At 52.3% G+C, this 18428-nt stretch carries 14 protein-coding genes; 10 read left to right on the top strand and 4 right to left on the bottom strand.

Translation table 11 applies throughout. From position 1 onward, the window contains the following. The first annotated feature begins 63 nt into the window (after positions 1-63). Positions 64-1230, top strand: a complete 1167-nt coding sequence (locus GC56T3_RS14840; RefSeq protein ID WP_013146197.1) for a DUF418 domain-containing protein — start codon at positions 64-66, stop codon at positions 1228-1230. A 10-nt stretch (positions 1231-1240) separates the two neighbouring features. Here GC56T3_RS14840 and GC56T3_RS14835 read toward each other — a convergent pair whose 3' ends face one another. Next, positions 1241-1423, bottom strand: coding sequence for an aspartyl-phosphate phosphatase Spo0E family protein (locus tag GC56T3_RS14835; protein WP_020278948.1), 183 nt, complete (start codon positions 1421-1423; stop codon positions 1241-1243). Between the two features lie 300 nt (positions 1424-1723). On the opposite strand from GC56T3_RS14835, the gene GC56T3_RS14825 reads away from it, so the two are divergent. From GC56T3_RS14825 to GC56T3_RS14815, 3 genes are all read left to right on the top strand, one after another. Continuing rightward, a complete protein-coding gene (locus GC56T3_RS14825) occupies positions 1724-2626 on the top strand; it encodes a fumarylacetoacetate hydrolase family protein (RefSeq protein ID WP_013146195.1) in 903 nt (300 codons plus the stop codon). Between the two features lie 144 nt (positions 2627-2770). Beyond that, entirely contained in the window at positions 2771-3124 is a 354-nt protein-coding gene (locus tag GC56T3_RS14820; RefSeq protein ID WP_013146194.1) for a YisL family protein, read from the top strand. 123 nt (positions 3125-3247) lie between these two features. Then, a complete protein-coding gene (locus GC56T3_RS14815; RefSeq protein ID WP_013146193.1) occupies positions 3248-6091 on the top strand; it encodes an EAL domain-containing protein in 2844 nt (947 codons plus the stop codon). A 153-nt stretch (positions 6092-6244) separates the two neighbouring features. On the opposite strand, the gene GC56T3_RS14810 is transcribed toward GC56T3_RS14815, so the two are convergent. Continuing rightward, the gene (locus GC56T3_RS14810) at positions 6245-6793 is read right to left on the bottom strand and encodes a DUF2777 domain-containing protein (RefSeq protein WP_013146192.1); all 549 of its coding nucleotides are present in this window, start codon (positions 6791-6793) and stop codon (positions 6245-6247) included. Between the two features lie 242 nt (positions 6794-7035). On the opposite strand from GC56T3_RS14810, the gene asnB reads away from it, so the two are divergent. Further along, positions 7036-8883 (top strand): asparagine synthase (glutamine-hydrolyzing), encoded by a 1848-nt coding sequence (asnB, locus tag GC56T3_RS14805; RefSeq protein ID WP_013146191.1) that lies wholly within the window; start codon positions 7036-7038, stop codon positions 8881-8883. Positions 8884-8923: 40 nt separating this feature from the next. On the opposite strand, the gene GC56T3_RS14800 is transcribed toward asnB, so the two are convergent. Next, positions 8924-10276: an MATE family efflux transporter gene (locus GC56T3_RS14800; RefSeq protein WP_013146190.1), complete on the bottom strand. Its 1353-nt coding sequence runs from the start codon at positions 10274-10276 to the stop codon at positions 8924-8926. A 124-nt stretch (positions 10277-10400) separates the two neighbouring features. Here GC56T3_RS14800 and GC56T3_RS14795 point away from each other — a divergent pair, with 124 nt between their 5' ends. Beyond that, the gene (locus GC56T3_RS14795; protein WP_013146189.1) at positions 10401-11261 is read left to right on the top strand and encodes an AraC family transcriptional regulator; all 861 of its coding nucleotides are present in this window, start codon (positions 10401-10403) and stop codon (positions 11259-11261) included. Between the two features lie 60 nt (positions 11262-11321). On the opposite strand, the gene GC56T3_RS14790 is transcribed toward GC56T3_RS14795, so the two are convergent. Then, on the bottom strand, positions 11322-13088 hold the full coding sequence (locus tag GC56T3_RS14790) for an alpha-glycosidase (protein WP_013146188.1): 1767 nt from the start codon (positions 13086-13088) through the stop codon (positions 11322-11324). Between the two features lie 252 nt (positions 13089-13340). Between GC56T3_RS14790 and GC56T3_RS14785 the strand changes: the two genes are divergently transcribed. The 4 genes from GC56T3_RS14785 to GC56T3_RS14770 all read left to right on the top strand — a co-directional run bounded on the left by GC56T3_RS14785 (position 13341) and on the right by GC56T3_RS14770 (position 18412). Beyond that, complete coding sequence (locus tag GC56T3_RS14785) at positions 13341-14612, top strand: extracellular solute-binding protein (RefSeq protein ID WP_013146187.1); 1272 nt, start codon at positions 13341-13343, stop codon at positions 14610-14612. A gap of 69 nt (positions 14613-14681) precedes the next feature. Next, complete coding sequence (locus GC56T3_RS14780; RefSeq protein WP_013146186.1) at positions 14682-15962, top strand: carbohydrate ABC transporter permease; 1281 nt, start codon at positions 14682-14684, stop codon at positions 15960-15962. Continuing rightward, the gene (locus tag GC56T3_RS14775; protein WP_013146185.1) at positions 15962-16804 is read left to right on the top strand and encodes a sugar ABC transporter permease; all 843 of its coding nucleotides are present in this window, start codon (positions 15962-15964) and stop codon (positions 16802-16804) included. The genes GC56T3_RS14780 and GC56T3_RS14775 overlap by 1 nt, the downstream gene beginning before the upstream one ends. A gap of 72 nt (positions 16805-16876) precedes the next feature. After that, on the top strand, positions 16877-18412 hold the full coding sequence (locus GC56T3_RS14770) for an alpha-amylase family glycosyl hydrolase (protein WP_013146184.1): 1536 nt from the start codon (positions 16877-16879) through the stop codon (positions 18410-18412). Positions 18413-18428: the final 16 nt, after the last annotated feature.

Here is an 18428-nt window from a genome sequence, read left to right as displayed (position 1 = left end):
GCAAGGCGATAAAGCGTCGCCGATTGCGCAGACGGCTAGGCGGTAGAAAGAAGGGAGAAAGCGATGATCAGATCGCCCGAGCGAATCGCCGCGGCCGATGTGCTGCGTGGATTCGCTTTGCTTGGCATTTTGCTTGTCAACATGCGTTATGTTTCCTCGCCGGCGTTATACGACGACGGCGTCAAGGACAGTGATTTTGACCGAGTTTTCGTTGCCGTCGTGGATGTGTTGTTTGAAGCGAGCGCGTATCCGCTGTTTGCCTTTTTATTCGGCTTTGGCGCCGTGATGATGTTCCGCCGGCTCCAAAGCCGCGGGGAGCGGCCGATTCCGATTCTGTTGCGCCGCTTCTTTCTTTTGCTTGGGATCGGCATTGCTCATGCGTTTGGCCTTTGGTTTGGCGATATTTTAATCCCCTACGCCCTCGCCGGGTTCATCATGCTTTTCTTTTTCGCCGCCCCGCCTCGTTGGTGGCGGACGGCGGCTGTTGCCGTCTTTTTTCTTTTTCACGGCCTTATGGTGCTGCTAATGGCCTTAAGCATGTGGATAGGAGGAATGAAACCAGTTGAAGGTCATGAGAGAGCGGCGGCCGCAGCGCTTCACAACTATCGAAATGGTACGTTTTCCGACGTGTTTTGGCAGCGGTGGAACGACTGGATGTATATCAACGGCGATGGAGGGCTTTTGCTTACGGTGTTGACCGTGCTGCCGTTTTGTTTGCTTGGCGGCTATGCCGCCGACCAACGTTGGCTTGAAGCCGACCGTCACTCGCCTGCGAAGCTGCGCCGCCTGATGAGGTGGGCGCTATGTTTTGGTTTAACGTTGAAAACCATTCCGTATTGGGCTGCGGCCAACGACTTGACCATGTACATCCAAGACAGCTTCGGAGGCGCCGCTTTGGCGGTGTTTTACGCGGCGGCTGCCGTGTTTGTCTGCCGGAAACCAAGTTGGCAGCGCGCTTGGCGGTGGTGGCAAGACGTCGGGAAAATGTCGCTCACCCATTACCTCGCGCAATCGCTCGTTTGTACGTCGCTGTTTTATGGTTATGGGCTTGGGTGGTATGGACGCACAAGCGCATGGCAGGAGATGTTGATTGCGTTTGCCTTGTATGCAACTCAAGTGTGGATAAGCCGCTTTTGGTTTGCGCGTTTTCATTATGGCCCAATTGAGTGGATGTGGAGGTGGGGAACATACGGAACGCGGCCGCCGTTTCGCCGCCGGCCGGGGCAATAAAAACCCCCGCTTACTGAACGGACGGGGAAGGCGATTCCAACATCCTTGTTTGCTGCAAATATTGATTGATCAATTGGTCAAGCTCTTGGCTGCATTCGATCGTCTCTTTGGCCGTGAACCCATACGTGAGCGCCAATTCGATCATTTGTTGTCGTTTTTCTTCAATTTGCAACAGAACCATTTCCTTCACCATCAATTCGTTTGAAATGTTGGTTGAGGCATGCCCGTCGATGCAAGACGTTTGTTGCATGACGAAAGTCGCAATCGACGCCCTAGTGGAAACTAAACATTATTATACATATCCCGACGAAAAAAGGAAGCGATTCGGGAAAATAAGTGATAAATTTCCTAATTTAGACAAAATTCTACAAAAGCAGGACTTTTTCGCCTCGATGGCGAATACCATCCTCAACGCGCCAAAATGGCGAAGGCGGGTGGAAGAGAAGAGTTCACGAAGCGTCCGCTGCATAACAAAGAAAGGGAGAGAGGCACGATGAAACTGATCACCGCACTTTTCGATGGAGAAACGTTTGTTGGAGCCGTGCCGCAAGGAGACGACCGGGCGGTTCATTTGCGCCGCGCCGAACGGACGATGGATGGAACGGAGACGATGCCGACGACGATGCTTGAGGCGATTGCCCAAGGGGAGGCGTTTTTCACCCGAGCACAAGAAGTAGTTGACTGGGCGCTGCGCCACCCGGCACCGGAGTACGTTTATCGCCTCAGTGATGTCCGTCTTTTGGCCCCGATCCCACGGCCGGCGAAAAACATTTTTTGCATCGGCAAAAACTATGTTGATCACGCGCTGGAGCTCGGCGGCGCCGATGTGCCGGAGCATTTGATCGTCTTCACGAAAGCGCCGACAACGGTCATCGGTCATGAGGAAACGATTTTGCGCCATGCCGATGTCACGGATGAAATGGACTATGAAGGGGAGCTGGCGGTGGTCATCGGCAGACAAGGGCGGGCGATCCGCCGCGAAGACGCGCTTGATTACGTATTTGGATACACGATCATCAACGATGTGACAGCAAGAGATTTGCAGGAGCGGCACCAACAATATTTTCTCGGCAAAAGCTTGGATACATTTTGCCCGATGGGGCCATGGATCGTGCCAAGCAAATTTGTGCCAAATCCAAACGATTTGCGCATCGAGACACGGGTCAACGGCGAAGTGCGCCAGCAAGCGAACACGAAACAATTGATTTTTTCCATTGAATCGATCATCGAGACGATCTCAAAAGGCATTACGCTTGAGCCGGGCGACATCATTGCGACAGGAACGCCGGCTGGAGTCGGCAAAGGGATGAACCCGCCGCGCTTTTTGCAGACGGGTGATGTCATTGAGGTGACGGTGGAAGGCATCGGCACGTTGCGCAACAAAGTGGGAGAGTAAACGGTGAAAGTGAGGAAGCTCCCATTGATGCTCAAAAGGCGTCCTTTTGAAAGAAAGGGCGTCTTTCGTTTTCGTGAAGTTTGTCAACCGTAAGCCCGCCGTGCTATGATGGGAAGGAACAAGGAATGGTTGGAGGGATGGACGTTGACGCATGCCCATATTACGAGCTGGCTCATCACGATTGTTTTGTTTTTCCTTGCGGTGTCGATGGAGCGGCAAGGGGCGGGCAAAGCCAAGATCGTGCAAATGGTGTTGCGGCTGTTTTACATTCTCACGATCGTGACGGGGGGGCTTTTGCTGCATAGCATTGCTTCGATATCCGCGCTTTATTGGCTAAAAGCGCTTGCCGGGCTGTGGGTGATCGGAGCGATGGAAATGGTTTTAGCAGCTGTAAAAAAAGGAAAAAGCGCGGCGGCAAGATGGACGCAATGGGTCATTGCCCTTGTGGTGACGCTGTTCCTTGGCCTGCTGCTGCCACTTGGTTTTGACTTATTCTAAAGCGAAGCGGCAGCCTTCTATTGGTTGCCGCTTTTGTTGAAGATGAAAATATGGTATGGTAAAAGAAATATCATTTTTTGAATTTTTTGACCTTATTGGTCAGCGGAGGGGGCATGATCGTTTATGCGTTGGTTCTGCTGCCGCCGCGCCGAGGAGCTGGATCATTTGCTCAGGGAGCATAGTTCTTCCTTGGATGAGCCGTTGTTTGTCCAAATCGCGGGCAATGATGAGGAAGCAGTGCGCCATGCGGCCGCCGCGTTAGCCCGTCGTTGGCCGCACGCCCATATGGTTGGGATGGCAGGGCCGCTGCCAATGGCCGGGGAGGCGAATCTCGCTGTTGGCGTCGCGTCGATGACGTCTTCAACCGTTTCGTCGTTGGCGCTGCCAGCTGATGAGTTTGACCGCCCGGATGGATTGGCGGCGTTGATCGCGGAGGCGGTCGTTCGTCACGATACGACGTTGCTTTTGTTGTTTACGAATCACCGCTCGGCTTTGCCGCCTTTGCTTCGCCATTTGCCGCTTGCAAACGAACGAATGGTTATCATCGGCTGCGCGCTTCCCGAGGACAGCGTGTTATTTTCGCCCGACGGTCGGCTTGAGCGCGGAGGAATCGCCGTCTCTTTCAGTGGAACAGCGCTTCGCGGCCACTGTGCCGCACCGTTTTTATGGGAGCCGATTGGCTTGGCGTTTTCCATCACGAAAAGCCGCGATCAACAGATTGACGAGCTAAACGGACAAAAAGCGTCGAGCTATTTGGAACGGTATTTAGGAAAAGAGTTTGTCGAACGCCTTCCGTTTTCTGGGGTGGAATTTCCGTTTCTTATCGAACGGAACGGACGCGATGTCTGTCTGCCGATTGTCGCTGTCAACCAGGATGGCTCGGTTGCAGTAAGGGGACATGTCCATAACGGAGAAAAGGTGCGATTTGCTTATATTCATGCCGCGTCCCTTTACTGGAGCGCGCGTGATGTGGCGATGCAAACGGCCAAGCAACCAGCAGAAGGAATGCTGCTTTACTACAGTGCGGCGCTCGGTGGGTATACGCGCCCGCTGTTTGACGGCGTGGCTGCGGCGTTTGGACAGGCAGCGCTGTTTCCGGCCGTCGAGGTGTTGGTGAAAGATGCGTATACGGCGGTGCGGCCGGCCGCATTTGCGGCCATTTCGCTGGCGGAAACAGCGGCCTCGGCGGAGAGCGGCCTACTGTCACCGTGGTCATCGCCGCCAGAAGGGATGATGACATTGGCGCAGCTCATGTCAACATCATCCCGCGACATGGAGCGGCTGCACGTCCGCCTGCAAATGTCGGAGCAACGCTACAAATCGTTGTTTGAGCATAACACGGACATTGTCTATTCCACAGATTTGCACGGCCGTTTGACAAGCGTCAACCCCGCTTTTGAGCAAGTGCTCGGTTACAAGAAAGAAGAGATTTTGTATACGAATTCGCTCAAGTATATTCATCCGAATGATATTCCCCGCGTCACTCGCTATTTTTACCGAGCGCTGCAGGGGAATATCCAAACGTATAACTTGGAAATTCCGGCGAAATCGGGAGAACGGCTTTTGTTTCAAATGAAAAACATTCCCATCATTGTGGATGGCAAAAAGGTCGGCATTTACGGAATCGGACACAACATTACCGAGCAAAAAAAGGCGGAAGAGAAAATCTCTTATTTAGCATATTACGACATCGATACGAACTTGCCCAACCGGACAAAGTGGATGGAATTGTTTTCCGAACAGCTGGATAAAGCCAAGCAGAAGCAGCGAAAGATGGCGGTTGCTTTGATCGATTTGGACCGGTTTAAATGGATTAACGACAGCGTCGGCCATTACGCCGGAGATGACATTTTGCGCCAGCTTGTCGAGCGCATTCGCCGCGTCTTGCCGCCTAGTGCGGAGCTTGGCCGATTTCATGGCGACAAGTTTTGCTTGCTTTTTCCGCTCAAAACAGAGGCCCAGGCGGCGACGGAAGCGGCGCTCCGCATCGTGCGCGAAGTGGCGCGGCCGATTGTGTACGACGGAAAGGAATTTTTCGTTACAGCAAGCGTTGGTCTAGCGATGTTTCCAGATGACGGAGAGGACGAACATGCGCTCCTTAGGCACGCCGATATGGCGGTCAATATGGCGAAAAAAGGCGGCGGCAACCGGGTGGAGCGCTACTGCGCGCAAATGAACGAAGAAGCAATGCACCGATTGGAAATGGGCGGACATTTGCGCAGGGCGATCGAAGAGAATGAATTATTTCTTTGCTACCAACCAATTGTCGACGTACATACGGGTGTGGTGAAGGCGACGGAGGCGCTGATTCGCTGGCGCCATCCGAAGCTTGGGCTTGTGCGGCCGGATGAATTCATCCCTTTGGCGGAAGAGACTGGGTTGATTCATGAGATTGGGCGCTGGGTGCTGAAAACCGCCTGCAGACAGACGAAACAATGGCAGGAAATGACGGGAAATAACCGACTTGCCATTTTTGTCAACGTCTCCCCTGTCCAGTTTCAACACGAGCGGTTTGTAGACAATGTAAAACAAGCGCTTAAGCAGTCACGCTTGTCTCCGTCCTGTTTGCATCTCGAATTGACCGAACATTCGATGCTCCGTTATCTGTCCAGCACGATGCGGACAATGGAGGAGTTGAGGAAGCTTGGCGTCGGCATCGCCGTCGACGATTTCGGCAGCGGATATTCCTCGTTCCATTATTTAAAGCGGTTGCCAGCGACAATATTGAAAATTGACCGTGCCTTTATTGAACAATTGCATGCCAACGCTTCCGATGAGGCCATTGTCAAGGCGATGATTACGATGGCACACGGGTTGGGGCTTGAGACGATCGCCGAAGGGGTGGAAACGCCGGAACAGCTCAACCGGCTTCGCGATTTGCAATGCACGTATGCGCAAGGATACGTGTTTTGTCCGCCGCTTCTCGCTGAAGAAGTGATGCGGTATGTGACGGAAAAGCAAAAGTGATCCCCCGCCCGCGTCGGTTGACAGCTGTCGTCCGTCGGCACTCCGCCTGAAGCAAAACGGCTGCTAGGCTTCGCTTCGGGCGGAAGGATGGCCGGTAAAAAAACATTGACAGCTCGCCGTTGGACTTCGACGACGTGAGGATCAACAGGCGATTCAGCCGATTTGGGCGCAAATGGCTCGCTCACCGCTGTTTAATGTGATTTCAAAACGGTCGCTTGACGCCCGTCCGCGCTCGTAATAATGGTGGATGCTGCCAATTTGTTCGGTGTTGTCGTAAATGATGAAATTCACGCCAGACGATTTGGCAAACAATAGGCCGTTGTAGCAATATAAGCAGTCATACAGCGAAAATCCGAGGCTGTTCAGCCATTGAACAAACTGGAAAAAGGTTGAATCCGAAAGCGCGGCGAGCCATTGTTGATAGGCATAAGTCAGCCGTTTGCGGAAACGGATGCGATCTCCGTTTTCGAGGGGAAAGACGCCAAGATCCGTGGCGACCGCGCCCTGATCCTGCCATTGCCCGGACAGCCAATGCCCACAGTGAAACCATTCGATGCCTTGCTCGGCAATTTCTTCTACTAAAGAGGCTTCCTCTTCTTCTTCGTCGAAGAAGATCCATTCATCGTTGACGAACTCCACTGTTCCATACACATAAGCCCGCGGCTGTTCCACAATGCATTGCAGTCGTTCCTCGATGTTCAATGTCTCTCATCCTCCTTGTACTCCTCTGTTTTTCCATTTTTTTGCTGATTTATTCATGCGGCGACCGACGTCGGACAATTCATCGAAATGACGGGGGGTGCATAAAATGGAATCATGCCGACGTGGAGAACCATCGTGAATCAAAGGAGCGATCGCTGGAAACGATCGTGAAAAAGAACGGACGAAATGATGGAAACGGGTGAGAACTTGCCATCTTTGATAAAAAGAAAGGATTGGTTTGTATGTGTGGCATTACTGGCTGGGTCCATTTCGGGCGCAATTTGCGCCGCGAGCGGACGGTCATTGACAGCATGACAGAGACGCTCGCCAAACGTGGACCGGATGATACAAATACGTGGCTGGACACTCATGTCGCCTTCGGCCATAAACGGCTTGTCGTCGTGGATCCGGCTGGCGGCAAACAACCGATGGTCCGGCAAAAAAACGGACATCGTTATACGATCGTCTATAACGGCGAGCTGTATAATACGGAAGACATTCGCAAGGAACTGTTGCGCCAAGGCTATCGATTTGATGGTCATTCCGATACAGAAGTGTTGCTTGCCGCATATATGGAATGGAAGGAGAAATGCGTCGATTGGCTCAACGGCATTTTTGCCTTCGCCGTTTGGGACGAGGAGCGCGAGCTGTTATTTATAGCGCGCGACCGGCTCGGAGTAAAACCTTTGTTTTATCGAGAAGATGGCGGGGGGCTGCTGTTCGGCTCGGAAGTGAAAGCCATTTTGGCCCATCCCGATGTAAAGGCAGAAGTCAATTATGAAGGACTCGCCGAAGTGTTCGGCCTCGGACCGTCGCGCACACCGGGGCACGGCGTGTTTGACGGCATTCGAGAGCTGCGCCCGGCACATGCGCTCACGTTCTCTCGCAGCGGGCTTCGCATTTGGCGGTATTGGAATGTCGAAAGCGACGTCCACCGCGATTCGTTCGAGGAAACGGTCGAAAAGCTGCGCTTTCTATTGACGGATGCGGTCACGCGCCAACTCGTTTCCGATGTGCCGGTCTGCACATTTCTATCCGGTGGAGTCGATTCAAGCGCCATTACAGGGATTGCCGCCAATGCCTTCGCGGCAGATGGAAAAGGGCCGCTGCACACCTACTCGATCGATTATGAAGGAAACGACCAGTATTTCAAAGCCAACGATTTTCAACCAAACACGGATGCGCCATTTATCGAACAGGTGTCAAACCAATTTCAAACGGTTCATCATCGCTGCGTGATCACGCAAGAAGAACTGTTCCGCCATTTGCATGAAGCCGTCATCGTCCGCGACGTTCCGGGCATGGCCGATGTCGATTCTTCGCTTCTTTGGTTTTGCAAACAAATTCGCGAACGGTTTGTCGTCAGCTTATCAGGGGAGTGCGCCGATGAAATTTTCGGCGGCTATCCATGGTTTCATCGGCCGGACGATTTGGCGCGGAAAGGATTCCCATGGATGCGCTCGATTGAGGCGCGCATCGGGTTGTTAAAGGAAGAATGGCGGCAAAAGCTTCGCCTTGACGACTATGTGCAAATGCGTTATGAACAAACGCTTGCTGAAGTGCCGCGTCTCGAGGGGGAAAGCGCCGAGGATGCGAAGCGGCGTGAGCTGTTTTACTTAAATATGATTTGGTTTATGACGACACTGCTTGACCGAAAAGACCGGATGAGCATGGGAGCAAGCTTGGAAGTGCGTGTGCCGTTCGCTGACCATCGCATTGTCGAATACGTTTGGAACATTCCGTGGGATATGAAAATGTACGGCGGCCGAGAAAAAGGCCTTTTGCGAAAAGCGCTCGAGGGATTGCTTCCCGAAGAGGTGCTCTACCGGAAAAAAAGCCCATATCCGAAAACGCACCATCCTCTATATACGAAACTTGTCAAGCAATGGCTTGAGCAGTTGCTCCATGATCGCTCTTCGGTTTTGCACGAGTTTTTCGACCGGGAAAAATTGCTGGCGCTCATTGAAACAGAAGGGAAGTCGTTCCAAGTGCCGTGGTTTGGGCAGCTCATGACCGGTCCGCAGCTGCTCGCTTACCTTGGCCAAGTGCACGTTTGGTTTGATCATTACGGCATTCGCATTAAAGAATAAGAGCTGCGCCTACGCGCAGCTCTTATTCGATTTGGCGGCGCTACGCCATTTTTGCTTGTGGCACCATCGTTTTTTTCATCCAGACGCGCGACCGCCAGCGCCAAAGCATCAACAGTCCGCGCAGCCATTCGTCGGCGATGAACGACAGCCAAATGCCGACGAGGCCAAATCCGAGGGCGATGCCAAATACGTAAGCAATGGTCACGCCGACGCCCCACATCGACAAAATGCCCATATAGACAGGGAATTGCACATCGCCAGCGGCACGAAGCGAGCTGATAATCACTAAATTAAATGAGCGCCCCGGTTCAAGGATGATCGTTAACAGCAACAGTTTGCGGCCAAGAACAATCATTGAGCGGTCATCGGTAAAGAGCGACAGCAACGGTTCGGCAAACCAATAGGCGGTTGCGGCCAGCAGCACTGAGATGACGATGGCGCTGTACAAACTTTTCAAGCAGCGGGCGTAGGCTTCCTCGTATCGCCCGGCCCCGACGAAGTGTCCGACGAGAATTTGCGTTCCTTGGCTGATGGCGATGCCGAACAAAAAGACGAACATCATAATGTTTTGCGTATACACTCGTACCGTTAGCGCCTCGGCGCCCAGCCACGTAATCAAATAGGTGATCACCATTTGCGCTGTATTGTAGGAAAGGTGCTCGCCGGCTGACGGCACACCGATTTTCAATAGCGAACGAAAGTGGCGAAACGGCAGGGCGCAAAAGGCACGCGGCGCGAGTGCAATACCTGTTCGTTTGCGCAATAAGGCAACGAGCACAACAAAGCCGGCCAACCGGCTGGCTGCTGTTGAAATAGCAGCTCCTTCCGCCCCAAGAGGAGGAAGAGCAAATGAGCCGAAAATAAGGAAGTAGTTTCCGATGACATTGAGTACATTCATGCCGATCGTGACATACATCGTATCACGTGTAAAGCCGTAGCTTTTTAAGATGGCGCCGACCGTCATCATCAGCGCTTGGATGAACAAAAACCCGCCGACAATCGCCAAATAGCTGCTCCCCTCGTCAAACAGCTCAGCCGGCAGCCCCATCAGCCGCAAAATCGGCCGGCTAAACGCGGCAAGAATGGCACTTACCAACAGACCAAACAGCAAGTTGGCAGCAAGGGAAACGAGCGACACTTCAATGGCCTCTTGTTCCCGCCGGGCACCTAAATATTGGGCGACAAGGACGGCGGTCGCCAAGGCAACGAAGTTGAACAGCACGATCGTTAACGCGATGATTTGGTTCGCCACCCCGACGGCGGCGACCGCATGATCCGAGTACTGGCTGAGCATAAGTGTATCAGCGTTGCCCATGACCATATAAAGCAACGTTTCAATAAAAATCGGCCACGTTAATGAGAACAGTGACCATGTTTTTGCCTCTTGGCGCATATTGAGACAACTCCTTTTTCAAATTCCGACTTGAACGATATACTCAGTTTAGCTAGTTTGCTGCATAATGGAAAGAGAAAGAAGCGATTTCACTTGCACATTTCCGACAAGGAGAGAGGGGACAATGCATTATGTTACGTTTTCGCTGCCACCGCTGCCGGTGTTTATTAAAGGGGCGGAAAGCGTATTTCCAAAAGGAAAACGGCATTTTCGCCGCACGTTTACCGTATTTGACTTGCTGTATGTGAAACAAGGCTGTTTGTATATGACGGAAAACGGGCGCGAGTTTGCCATCGGCAGCGGGCAATATTTGCTGTTGATCCCCGGCCGCGAACATTACGGACACCGCCCGTGTGAAGAGAAAACGGAGCTTGTTTGGCTGCACTTTTTGCTGCCGGACTACACGGTTGCTCCGGACTGCCCGGCGAGCCGGCAAACGGTGATGGAAAAAGAGGCGACGTACACTGAGCCAATCCAATACCGGCTTTCGATCCGTCAATATGGGGAGCTGAAACAACGGGAGCGCGCCGAACAGCTGCTCGCCCAACTTGTCGAGCCGAACGTGGAGCGGGATATGGACCGGCCGCTCCGACAGCTGCTTTTGTTTGTGGAATTTCTTTGGCACTTGCAAAAGCAGGAGCTGTCCGTCCCAAGTGCAGCGGAACAAGTCAGTGCGGCGGCGGTGGCGTACATCGAACGACATTTCAACGAGCCGATTACGCTCGAAATGCTTGCGAAAGGGCTCCGTTTTCATCCCGATTACATCACCCGCTGTATGCAAAAAACGATGGGCATGGGATTTAGCCGTTATTTGACGTATTACCGCCTGTCGAAAGCCAAGCAATGGCTTGCGGAAACGAATGAAACAGTCGAGGCGGTTGCCAAGCGGATCGGCATTGATGATGGCGCGTATTTTTCGCGTGTATTCAAAAAGATGGAAGGGATGACCCCGACCGAATACCGGCGCATGGCTAGGCGTACATAAAACCGGCGCAGCGAACCGCTGCACCGGTTTGTGATCAAAGCAACACATGGCTGCGCCATCTTACCAGCTTTCAACTTTATAGAGCACAAACCCATACGGAGGCAAAGAGGCGCAAAGCGTTTCCGCCTCGGCCGCAAACCGCTCTCCGGTCAAGAGGTCAACAAGCCATTTTCCGCGAAGGTCGAGCGGGAGCGGAATGTCGGCGGCATCATTGCTTCGGTTGATGATGACGAGCACGGTTTCAGAGCCGTCAATTTTTTCATACACGAGATGGTTAGGGTTGTCGTCGGCGGAAAGAAAGGAGACATCTCCGCGCCGGAGCGCCCGGTGCTGCTTCCTTAGCGCAATCAGCCGCTTGACATGCGCCAACAGTTCGCGGTTTTGGTGCTCCGGATCCCACACCATACATTTCCGGCACTCCGGATCGTTTCCGCCCGTCATGCCGATCTCATCGCCATAGTAAATGCACGGCGAACCGGTGAACGTCAGCTGGAACAAAAACAACAACTTCGCTTTGCGGACGTCGCCGCCGCAAACCGTAAGCAGCCTTGGTGTATCATGGCTGCCAAGCAAGTTAAACGCCGCTTCGTTCACCTGTTTCGGATACGAATGAAGCAACCGGACCATGATATCGGCAAACTGGCGGGCGCTGATTTCCTCTTTCGCGAAAAAGCGAAGCGCTCCGTCCGTGAACGGGTAGTTCATGACGGCGTCAAATTGGTCGCCGCGCAGCCACGGCATGGCATCATGCCAAATCTCGCCGAGAATGTACACATCGGGCTTTAGCGCCTTCACTGCCTGCCGGAATTCGCGCCAAAATTGATGATCGATTTCGTTCGCCACATCGAGCCGCCAGCCGTCAATATCAAACTCGCGAATCCAGTATGTTGCGACATCAAGCAAGTAGCGCTTCACTTCCGGATGAGCGGTGTTGAGTTTCGGCATGTGCGGCACGAACGCAAATGTGTCGTAGTTCGGGCGCGGCTCGGTTTGGAGCGGAAACTCGCGAATATGGAACCAATCTTTATACCGAGAGGCTGCGCCGTTTTTCAGCACATCTTGAAACGGGGCAAACTCATAGCCGCAATGGTTGAAGACTGCATCGAGCATGACGCGGATCCCTTTTTCATGGCAGCGCTTGACAAGTGTTTTCAACGTCTCTTTGTCCCCAAAGTGCGGGTCGATTTCAAAATAATCAGCGGTGTCGTATTTATGGTTCGACGGCGCGCGGAAAATCGGCGTCAAGTAAAGGCCGGTGATGCCAAGGTCAGCCAAGTAATCGAGATGGTCGATAATTCCTTGCAAATCCCCCCCAAAAAAACTTGTCGGCGTTGGGTCTTCGCTTCCCCACGGCCGCGCCCCTTTCGGACTGATGGCCGGGTTGCCGTTGGCGAACCGCTCAGGGAAAATTTGATACCATACGGTGTCTTTTACCCAGCCCGGCGCTTGGAACAGGTCGACCCGATGAAGAAAGGGAAAGCAAAAGTAGTAAGCGGTGTCGTCACTCGGAGCTTCATGGTAAAATCCTTTTTCCGTATAGACCAGTTGTTCGCCCCCAGCTCGAAGCACAAACCCATAGCGCAGCCGCCGATATGGCGGTCTGACCTCGGCGAACCAATAGTCAAATCGTTCGTCGCTTCCCGTTTTCTGCATCGGTATCGTTTGAAACTGCCAGGCGCCGTCTTGCCACTCGTACGGGTCGCCGTGCAACAGCTCCACCCGATCAACATCATCTTTTTTTGTCCGAAGCCGAAGATGAAGCGTTTCGCCATCATAGGCATAGGCGAAGTTGTCAGTCGGGCGGTGGTGAATGGCTTCTTTTTGCATCATCGTTCCCCCTCTTGAATCCAATTTGGGTAAAAGCAATCGTTTGCATAATAGACTTCCGTTAAACAAAGCGTACGCCAATGTAAAAAAAAAGTCAAATTTCATAGAAAATAAGCTTGTAAAATGAAAAATAGACGATATAATAGAGTTGAAAGGTGCAATCGTTTTCATTGGAGTGATTGCGATTTTAATGCGCAAACGGTTTCGCTATGGTTGCACTGAAAAAGAGTCGATCAAAAGAGGAGGGAGAGCATGAAGAAAACATTGTCTTTGTTTCTCATGGCTGTGCTGCTCGTGGGCGTGCTCGCTGCCTGCGGACCGAAACGGGACGTTCAACAGCCGAAAGAAAGTCAAGGAACGACCGAAAAGGCGGAAAAACCGGACAAACTGGTCGTTTGGGTGAACGACGACGAAAAGCAGAAACAAGCATTAAAAGATATTTTCCAAAAGTACACAGAAAAAACCGGAATCAAAATCGAGATGGTTGGGGTCAACATGCTCGATCAAACGAAAAAACTAGCGCTCGACGGACCGGCTGGCAAAGGGCCGGATGTGTTCTACCAGCCGCATGACCGCATCGGCGACATTGTGCTGCAAGGATTGGCCGATCCAGTCGACCTTGGCGATGCGAAAGGCGAGTACAGTCCGACGGCCATCAACGCGGTCACCTATGACGGAAAGACGTATGGCGTGCCGATGGTCGTTGAAACATACGGCGTGTTCTACAATAAAAATTTAGTGCCGGAAGCGCCGAAAACGATGGATGACTTGATGAAGATCGCCAAGGAAAAAACGAATGCGGCGAAAGATCAATACGGCTTTTTAATGGAAGCGGCGAATTTCTATTTCGTTTATCCGTTCTTCGCCGGCTATGGCGGCTATGTGTTTAAAAATGAAAACGGCAAATACGACATAAGCGACATTGGGCTCGCGAATGATGGAGCCGTCAAAGGAGCCGAGCTCGTCCAATCGTGGTTTAAAAACGGCTACATTCCGAAAGAAATCACCGGCGATATTATGAACGGGCTGTTTACGAAAGGGAATGTGGCGGTTGCCATCACCGGACCATGGAACATCGCGTCGTATAAAGAAGCGTTGGGCGACAAATTAGCGACCGCACCGCTGCCGGTCTTAGACAACGGCGAGCATCCGAAATCGTTCGTCGGCGTGAAAACATGGATGTTATCAGCCTATTCACAAAACAAAGAATGGGCGGTCGATTTCATGAAATTTGTGACGAACGAAGAAAATTCGCTCCATTACTATGAAGTGGCAGGTGAAATGCCGGCGAATGAAAAAGCGTTGACAAATGAGAAAATTACGAACGATCCGTTGATCGCCGGCTTTGCGGAGCAAATCCAATACGGCGAGCCGATGCCGAACGTGCCGGAAATGTCGCAAGTGTGGGAGCCGATGGGCAATGCCTTGCAATTTATCGCGAAAGGCGACAACCCGAAAGCGGTGCTCGGTGAGGCAGTGAAAACGATTCAAGATAAAATCGCCGCCAGCGGTGCTGGAAAATAACGCGTGATATCGTGGTGGATAGGCTCGGCCCTATCCACCATTCTTATCCATACGATAGGGGGGATTGGAATGCCGGAAGCAAACGTCCGCCATCGGCCGGCGGTGGCGATGGCGCTGTCGCTGTTGTTTGCCGGCCTTGGGCAATTGTACAACCGCCGGTATGTCAAAGGAATTTTGTTTGTCATCATTGAAGCGGCCTTTTTGATGACGTTTTATAACTTTTTGAACATCGGGCTGTGGGGACTCGTCACGCTTGGCGAAATCCCGATGCTTGATCATTCGATTTTTCTCTTGATTCAAGGATTGGTTTCGGTCATCATCATCGCTTTTGCGGTCGCGTTGCACATTGCGAACATCATTGATGCGCGCAACGACGCCCGCCGTCGGCAGCGCGGCGAGCCATTCCCATCGCTGATCGAATCGTGCCGTCATGCGTGGGATCGGGGGTTTCCGTACATCTTTGTGACGCCCGGGCTTGTGATGCTGTTGTTTATCGTTGTGCTGCCGCTGTTGTTTATGGTGTCGCTCGCATTTACCGACTACAACTTGTACCACTCGCCGCCGCGCCATTTGTTGAATTGGGTTGGGTTGGAAAACTTCAAAAACTTAGTGTCGATTCCAATTTGGAAAAGCACGTTTTTTAGCGTCCTCGCGTGGACAATCGTTTGGACAGTTGTCGCGACAACGATGCAAATCGCCCTTGGACTGTTTTTGGCGTTGCTTGTCAACGATCCACGCATCAAGTTTAAGCGGTTCATCCGCACGGTGTTGATTTTGCCGTGGGCCGTGCCAGCGTTTGTCACGATTTTGGTGTTTGCGGCGATGTTTAACGACAAATTCGGCGCCATCAACCGCGAAGTGTTGAGTTTGTTTGGGTTGTCGGTCCCGTGGATGACCGATCCGTTTTGGACAAAAGTGGCGCTTATTTTGATTCAAACGTGGCTTGGCTTCCCGTTCGTATTTGCGTTGTTTACCGGCGTTTTGCAAAGCATTTCCCGCGACTGGTACGAAGCGGCCGACATCGACGGAGCGACGCGCTGGCAAAAGTTCAAATCGATCACGCTGCCGCACGTCCTGTATGCGACCGCACCGCTGTTGATTATGCAATACGCCGGCAACTTCAACAACTTTAACATCATCTATTTGTTCAACGACGGGGGGCCTGCGGTGCGCGGGCAAAACGCCGGTGGAACGGACATCCTCATTTCATGGGTGTACGATTTGACGTTCACGACGAACAACTACAACATGGCGGCGGCGATTTCGCTCATCATCGGCTTGATCGTCAGCGGGTTTGCCATTTACCAGTTCCGGCGCACCCGTTCCTTTAAAGAGGAGGGGAACATTTGATGAACCGCAAATGGAAATCGCGCGTGGAAGTAGCGCTTATTTATTTGTTTATCGCCTTCATGTTTGTCGTCATCGCCTATCCGCTCCTTTGGACGATCAGTATGTCGCTCAATCCAGGAACGAGCCTGTATTCGGCGTCGCTCATCCCGGAGAAGTGGTCGTTTGAGCACTATAAGTGGTTGTTTACCAGTCCGAACAGCGATTATTTGCTTTGGTATAAAAACAGCTTGTTTGTCGCGGCGGCCAATGCGGTGTTGTCCGTCTTGTTTACCGCGCTCATCGCCTATGCGTTTTCGCGCTACAAATTCGTCGGGCGGAAAACGGGGCTGTATTTGTTTTTAGTGTTGCAAATGTTTCCGTCGCTCATGGCGATGGTGGCGATCTATATTTTGCTCAATATGCTCCATTTGCTCGATTCGCTGTGGGGGCTCATTCTTATTTACGTCGGGGGGCAAATCCCGTTTAACGCGTGGCTGGTCAAAGGCTACTTTGATACGATTCCGCGCGAGCTGGATGAGGCGGCGCGCATCGACGGTGCCGGGCATTTCGGCGTCTTTTTCCGCATTATGCTGCCTTTGGCCAAGCCGATTTTGGCCGTTGTCGCGTTGTTCAACTTTATGGCGCCGTTCACCGACTTTTTGCTGCCGTCGATCGTCTTGCGCGATCCGGACAAATTTACGCTGGCGGTCGGGCTGTTTAACTTCATCAGCGACCGGTTCGCGAACAACTTCACCCGCTTTGCCGCCGGCTCGATTTTGATCGCCGCCCCGATTGCCATCGTCTTTTTGTTCCTGCAGCGGTATTTGATTTCTGGCTTAACGGCTGGTGGCACAAAAGGGTAAGAACCGCTATCATAGAATAGGGGGCTTACCCGTTTCCGAACGAGCAAATGAATCGGGAAGGGAGGAATGGAAATGGGAAACCGGCTCTTTATGCTGCTCGTCCTTCCGTTCCTTCTTTTTTATGCCTGGCCGGTGCAGGCGGCGGAGAAAGAAGAACGGACGTGGCAAGATGAAGCCATTTATTTCATTATGGTCGACCGGTTTAACAATATGGATCCGACGAATGACAAGGGCGTCAATGTCAACGATCCGAAAGGGTATTTCGGCGGCGACTTGAAAGGGGTGACGGCGAAACTCGATTACATCAAGGAGATGGGATTTACGGCCATTTGGCTGACGCCGATTTTCGAAAACATGCCGGGCGGATACCACGGGTATTGGATCAAAGATTTTTATCGCGTCGATCCGCATTTCGGCACGCTGGATGATTTGAAGACGCTTGTCAAAGAAGCGCACAAGCGCCATATGAAAGTCATCTTGGACTTTGTCGCCAACCATGTCGGTTACAATCACCCATGGTTACATGACCCAACGAAAAAAGATTGGTTTCACCCGAAAAAAGAGATTTTCGACTGGAATGATCAAACACAACTAGAAAACGGATGGGTGTATGGGCTGCCGGATTTAGCGCAGGAAAATCCAGAAGTCAAGAAATATTTAATCGATGCGGCCAAATGGTGGATCAAAGAAACGGACATTGACGGCTACCGGCTCGATACAGTGCGCCACGTGCCGAAATCGTTTTGGCAGGAGTTTGCGAAAGAAGTCAAATCGGTGAAAAAAGACTTTTTCCTTCTTGGCGAAGTGTGGAGCGACGATCCGTGCTATATTGCGGAATACGGCAAATACGGCATCGACGGTTTTGTCGATTATCCGCTGTATGGCGCGGTGAAGCAGTCGCTTGCTAGGCGCGATGCGTCACTGCGCCCGCTGTATGACGTCTGGGAATACAACAAAACGTTTTACGACCGCCCGTACTTGCTCGGGTCGTTTTTGGACAATCACGATACCGTGCGGTTTACGAAACTTTCGATTGACAACCACAACAACCCGATTTCACGCATCAAGCTGGCGATGACGTATTTGTTCACCGCCCCTGGCATCCCGATCATGTATTACGGGACCGAAATCGCCATGAACGGCGGCGAAGACCCGGACAACCGCCGTCTGATGGATTTCCGCGCCGATCCGGAGATCATCGATTACTTGAAAAAAATCGGCCCGCTCCGCCAACAGCTGTCGTCTTTGCGGCGCGGCGATTTTACGCTCCTGTATGAAAAAGACGGCATGGCGGTGTGGAAACGGCAATATGAAGATGAAACAACGGTTATCGCCATCAACAACACGGGCGAAACGCAGCACGTTCACCTAACGAACGACCAGCTGCCAAAAAACAAGGAACTGCGCGGCTTTTTATTGGACGATCTCGTCCGCGGCGATGGCGACGGATACGATCTTGTGCTCGACCGCGAAACGGCGGAAGTGTACAAACTGCGGGAAAAAACAGGGATCAACGTTCCGTTTATCGCCGCCATCGTATCGGTTTACGTGTTGTTTCTTTTGTTTTTGTATTTGGTGAAAAAACGGGCGAAGCGGATGCCGGAATAGAGGGAAAGGAGGGACC

The organism is Geobacillus sp. C56-T3 (genome assembly GCF_000092445.1).
GTDB classification, from domain to species: Bacteria; Bacillota; Bacilli; order Bacillales; family Anoxybacillaceae; genus Geobacillus; species Geobacillus thermoleovorans.
The sequence above is the reverse complement of the archived record's forward strand: the minus strand, read 5'-3'. Positions and strand labels throughout refer to the sequence as shown.

What these genes read in the sequence shown, in the direction of transcription:
- GC56T3_RS14835 (WP_020278948.1), bottom strand. Translation starts at nt 1,423, where the DNA reads ATGGTGAAGGAAATGGTTCTGTTGCAAATTGAAGAAAAACGACAACAA.
- GC56T3_RS14795 (WP_013146189.1), top strand. Translation starts at nt 10,401, where the DNA reads ATGCATTATGTTACGTTTTCGCTGCCACCGCTGCCGGTGTTTATTAAA.
- GC56T3_RS14800 (WP_013146190.1), bottom strand. Translation starts at nt 10,276, where the DNA reads ATGCGCCAAGAGGCAAAAACATGGTCACTGTTCTCATTAACGTGGCCG.
- GC56T3_RS14815 (WP_013146193.1), top strand. Translation starts at nt 3,248, where the DNA reads ATGCGTTGGTTCTGCTGCCGCCGCGCCGAGGAGCTGGATCATTTGCTC.
- GC56T3_RS14770 (WP_013146184.1), top strand. Translation starts at nt 16,877, where the DNA reads ATGGGAAACCGGCTCTTTATGCTGCTCGTCCTTCCGTTCCTTCTTTTT.
- asnB (WP_013146191.1), top strand. Translation starts at nt 7,036, where the DNA reads ATGTGTGGCATTACTGGCTGGGTCCATTTCGGGCGCAATTTGCGCCGC.
- GC56T3_RS14790 (WP_013146188.1), bottom strand. Translation starts at nt 13,088, where the DNA reads ATGCAAAAAGAAGCCATTCACCACCGCCCGACTGACAACTTCGCCTAT.
- GC56T3_RS14825 (WP_013146195.1), top strand. Translation starts at nt 1,724, where the DNA reads ATGAAACTGATCACCGCACTTTTCGATGGAGAAACGTTTGTTGGAGCC.
- GC56T3_RS14775 (WP_013146185.1), top strand. Translation starts at nt 15,962, where the DNA reads ATGAACCGCAAATGGAAATCGCGCGTGGAAGTAGCGCTTATTTATTTG.
- GC56T3_RS14840 (WP_013146197.1), top strand. Translation starts at nt 64, where the DNA reads ATGATCAGATCGCCCGAGCGAATCGCCGCGGCCGATGTGCTGCGTGGA.
- GC56T3_RS14785 (WP_013146187.1), top strand. Translation starts at nt 13,341, where the DNA reads ATGAAGAAAACATTGTCTTTGTTTCTCATGGCTGTGCTGCTCGTGGGC.
- GC56T3_RS14780 (WP_013146186.1), top strand. Translation starts at nt 14,682, where the DNA reads ATGCCGGAAGCAAACGTCCGCCATCGGCCGGCGGTGGCGATGGCGCTG.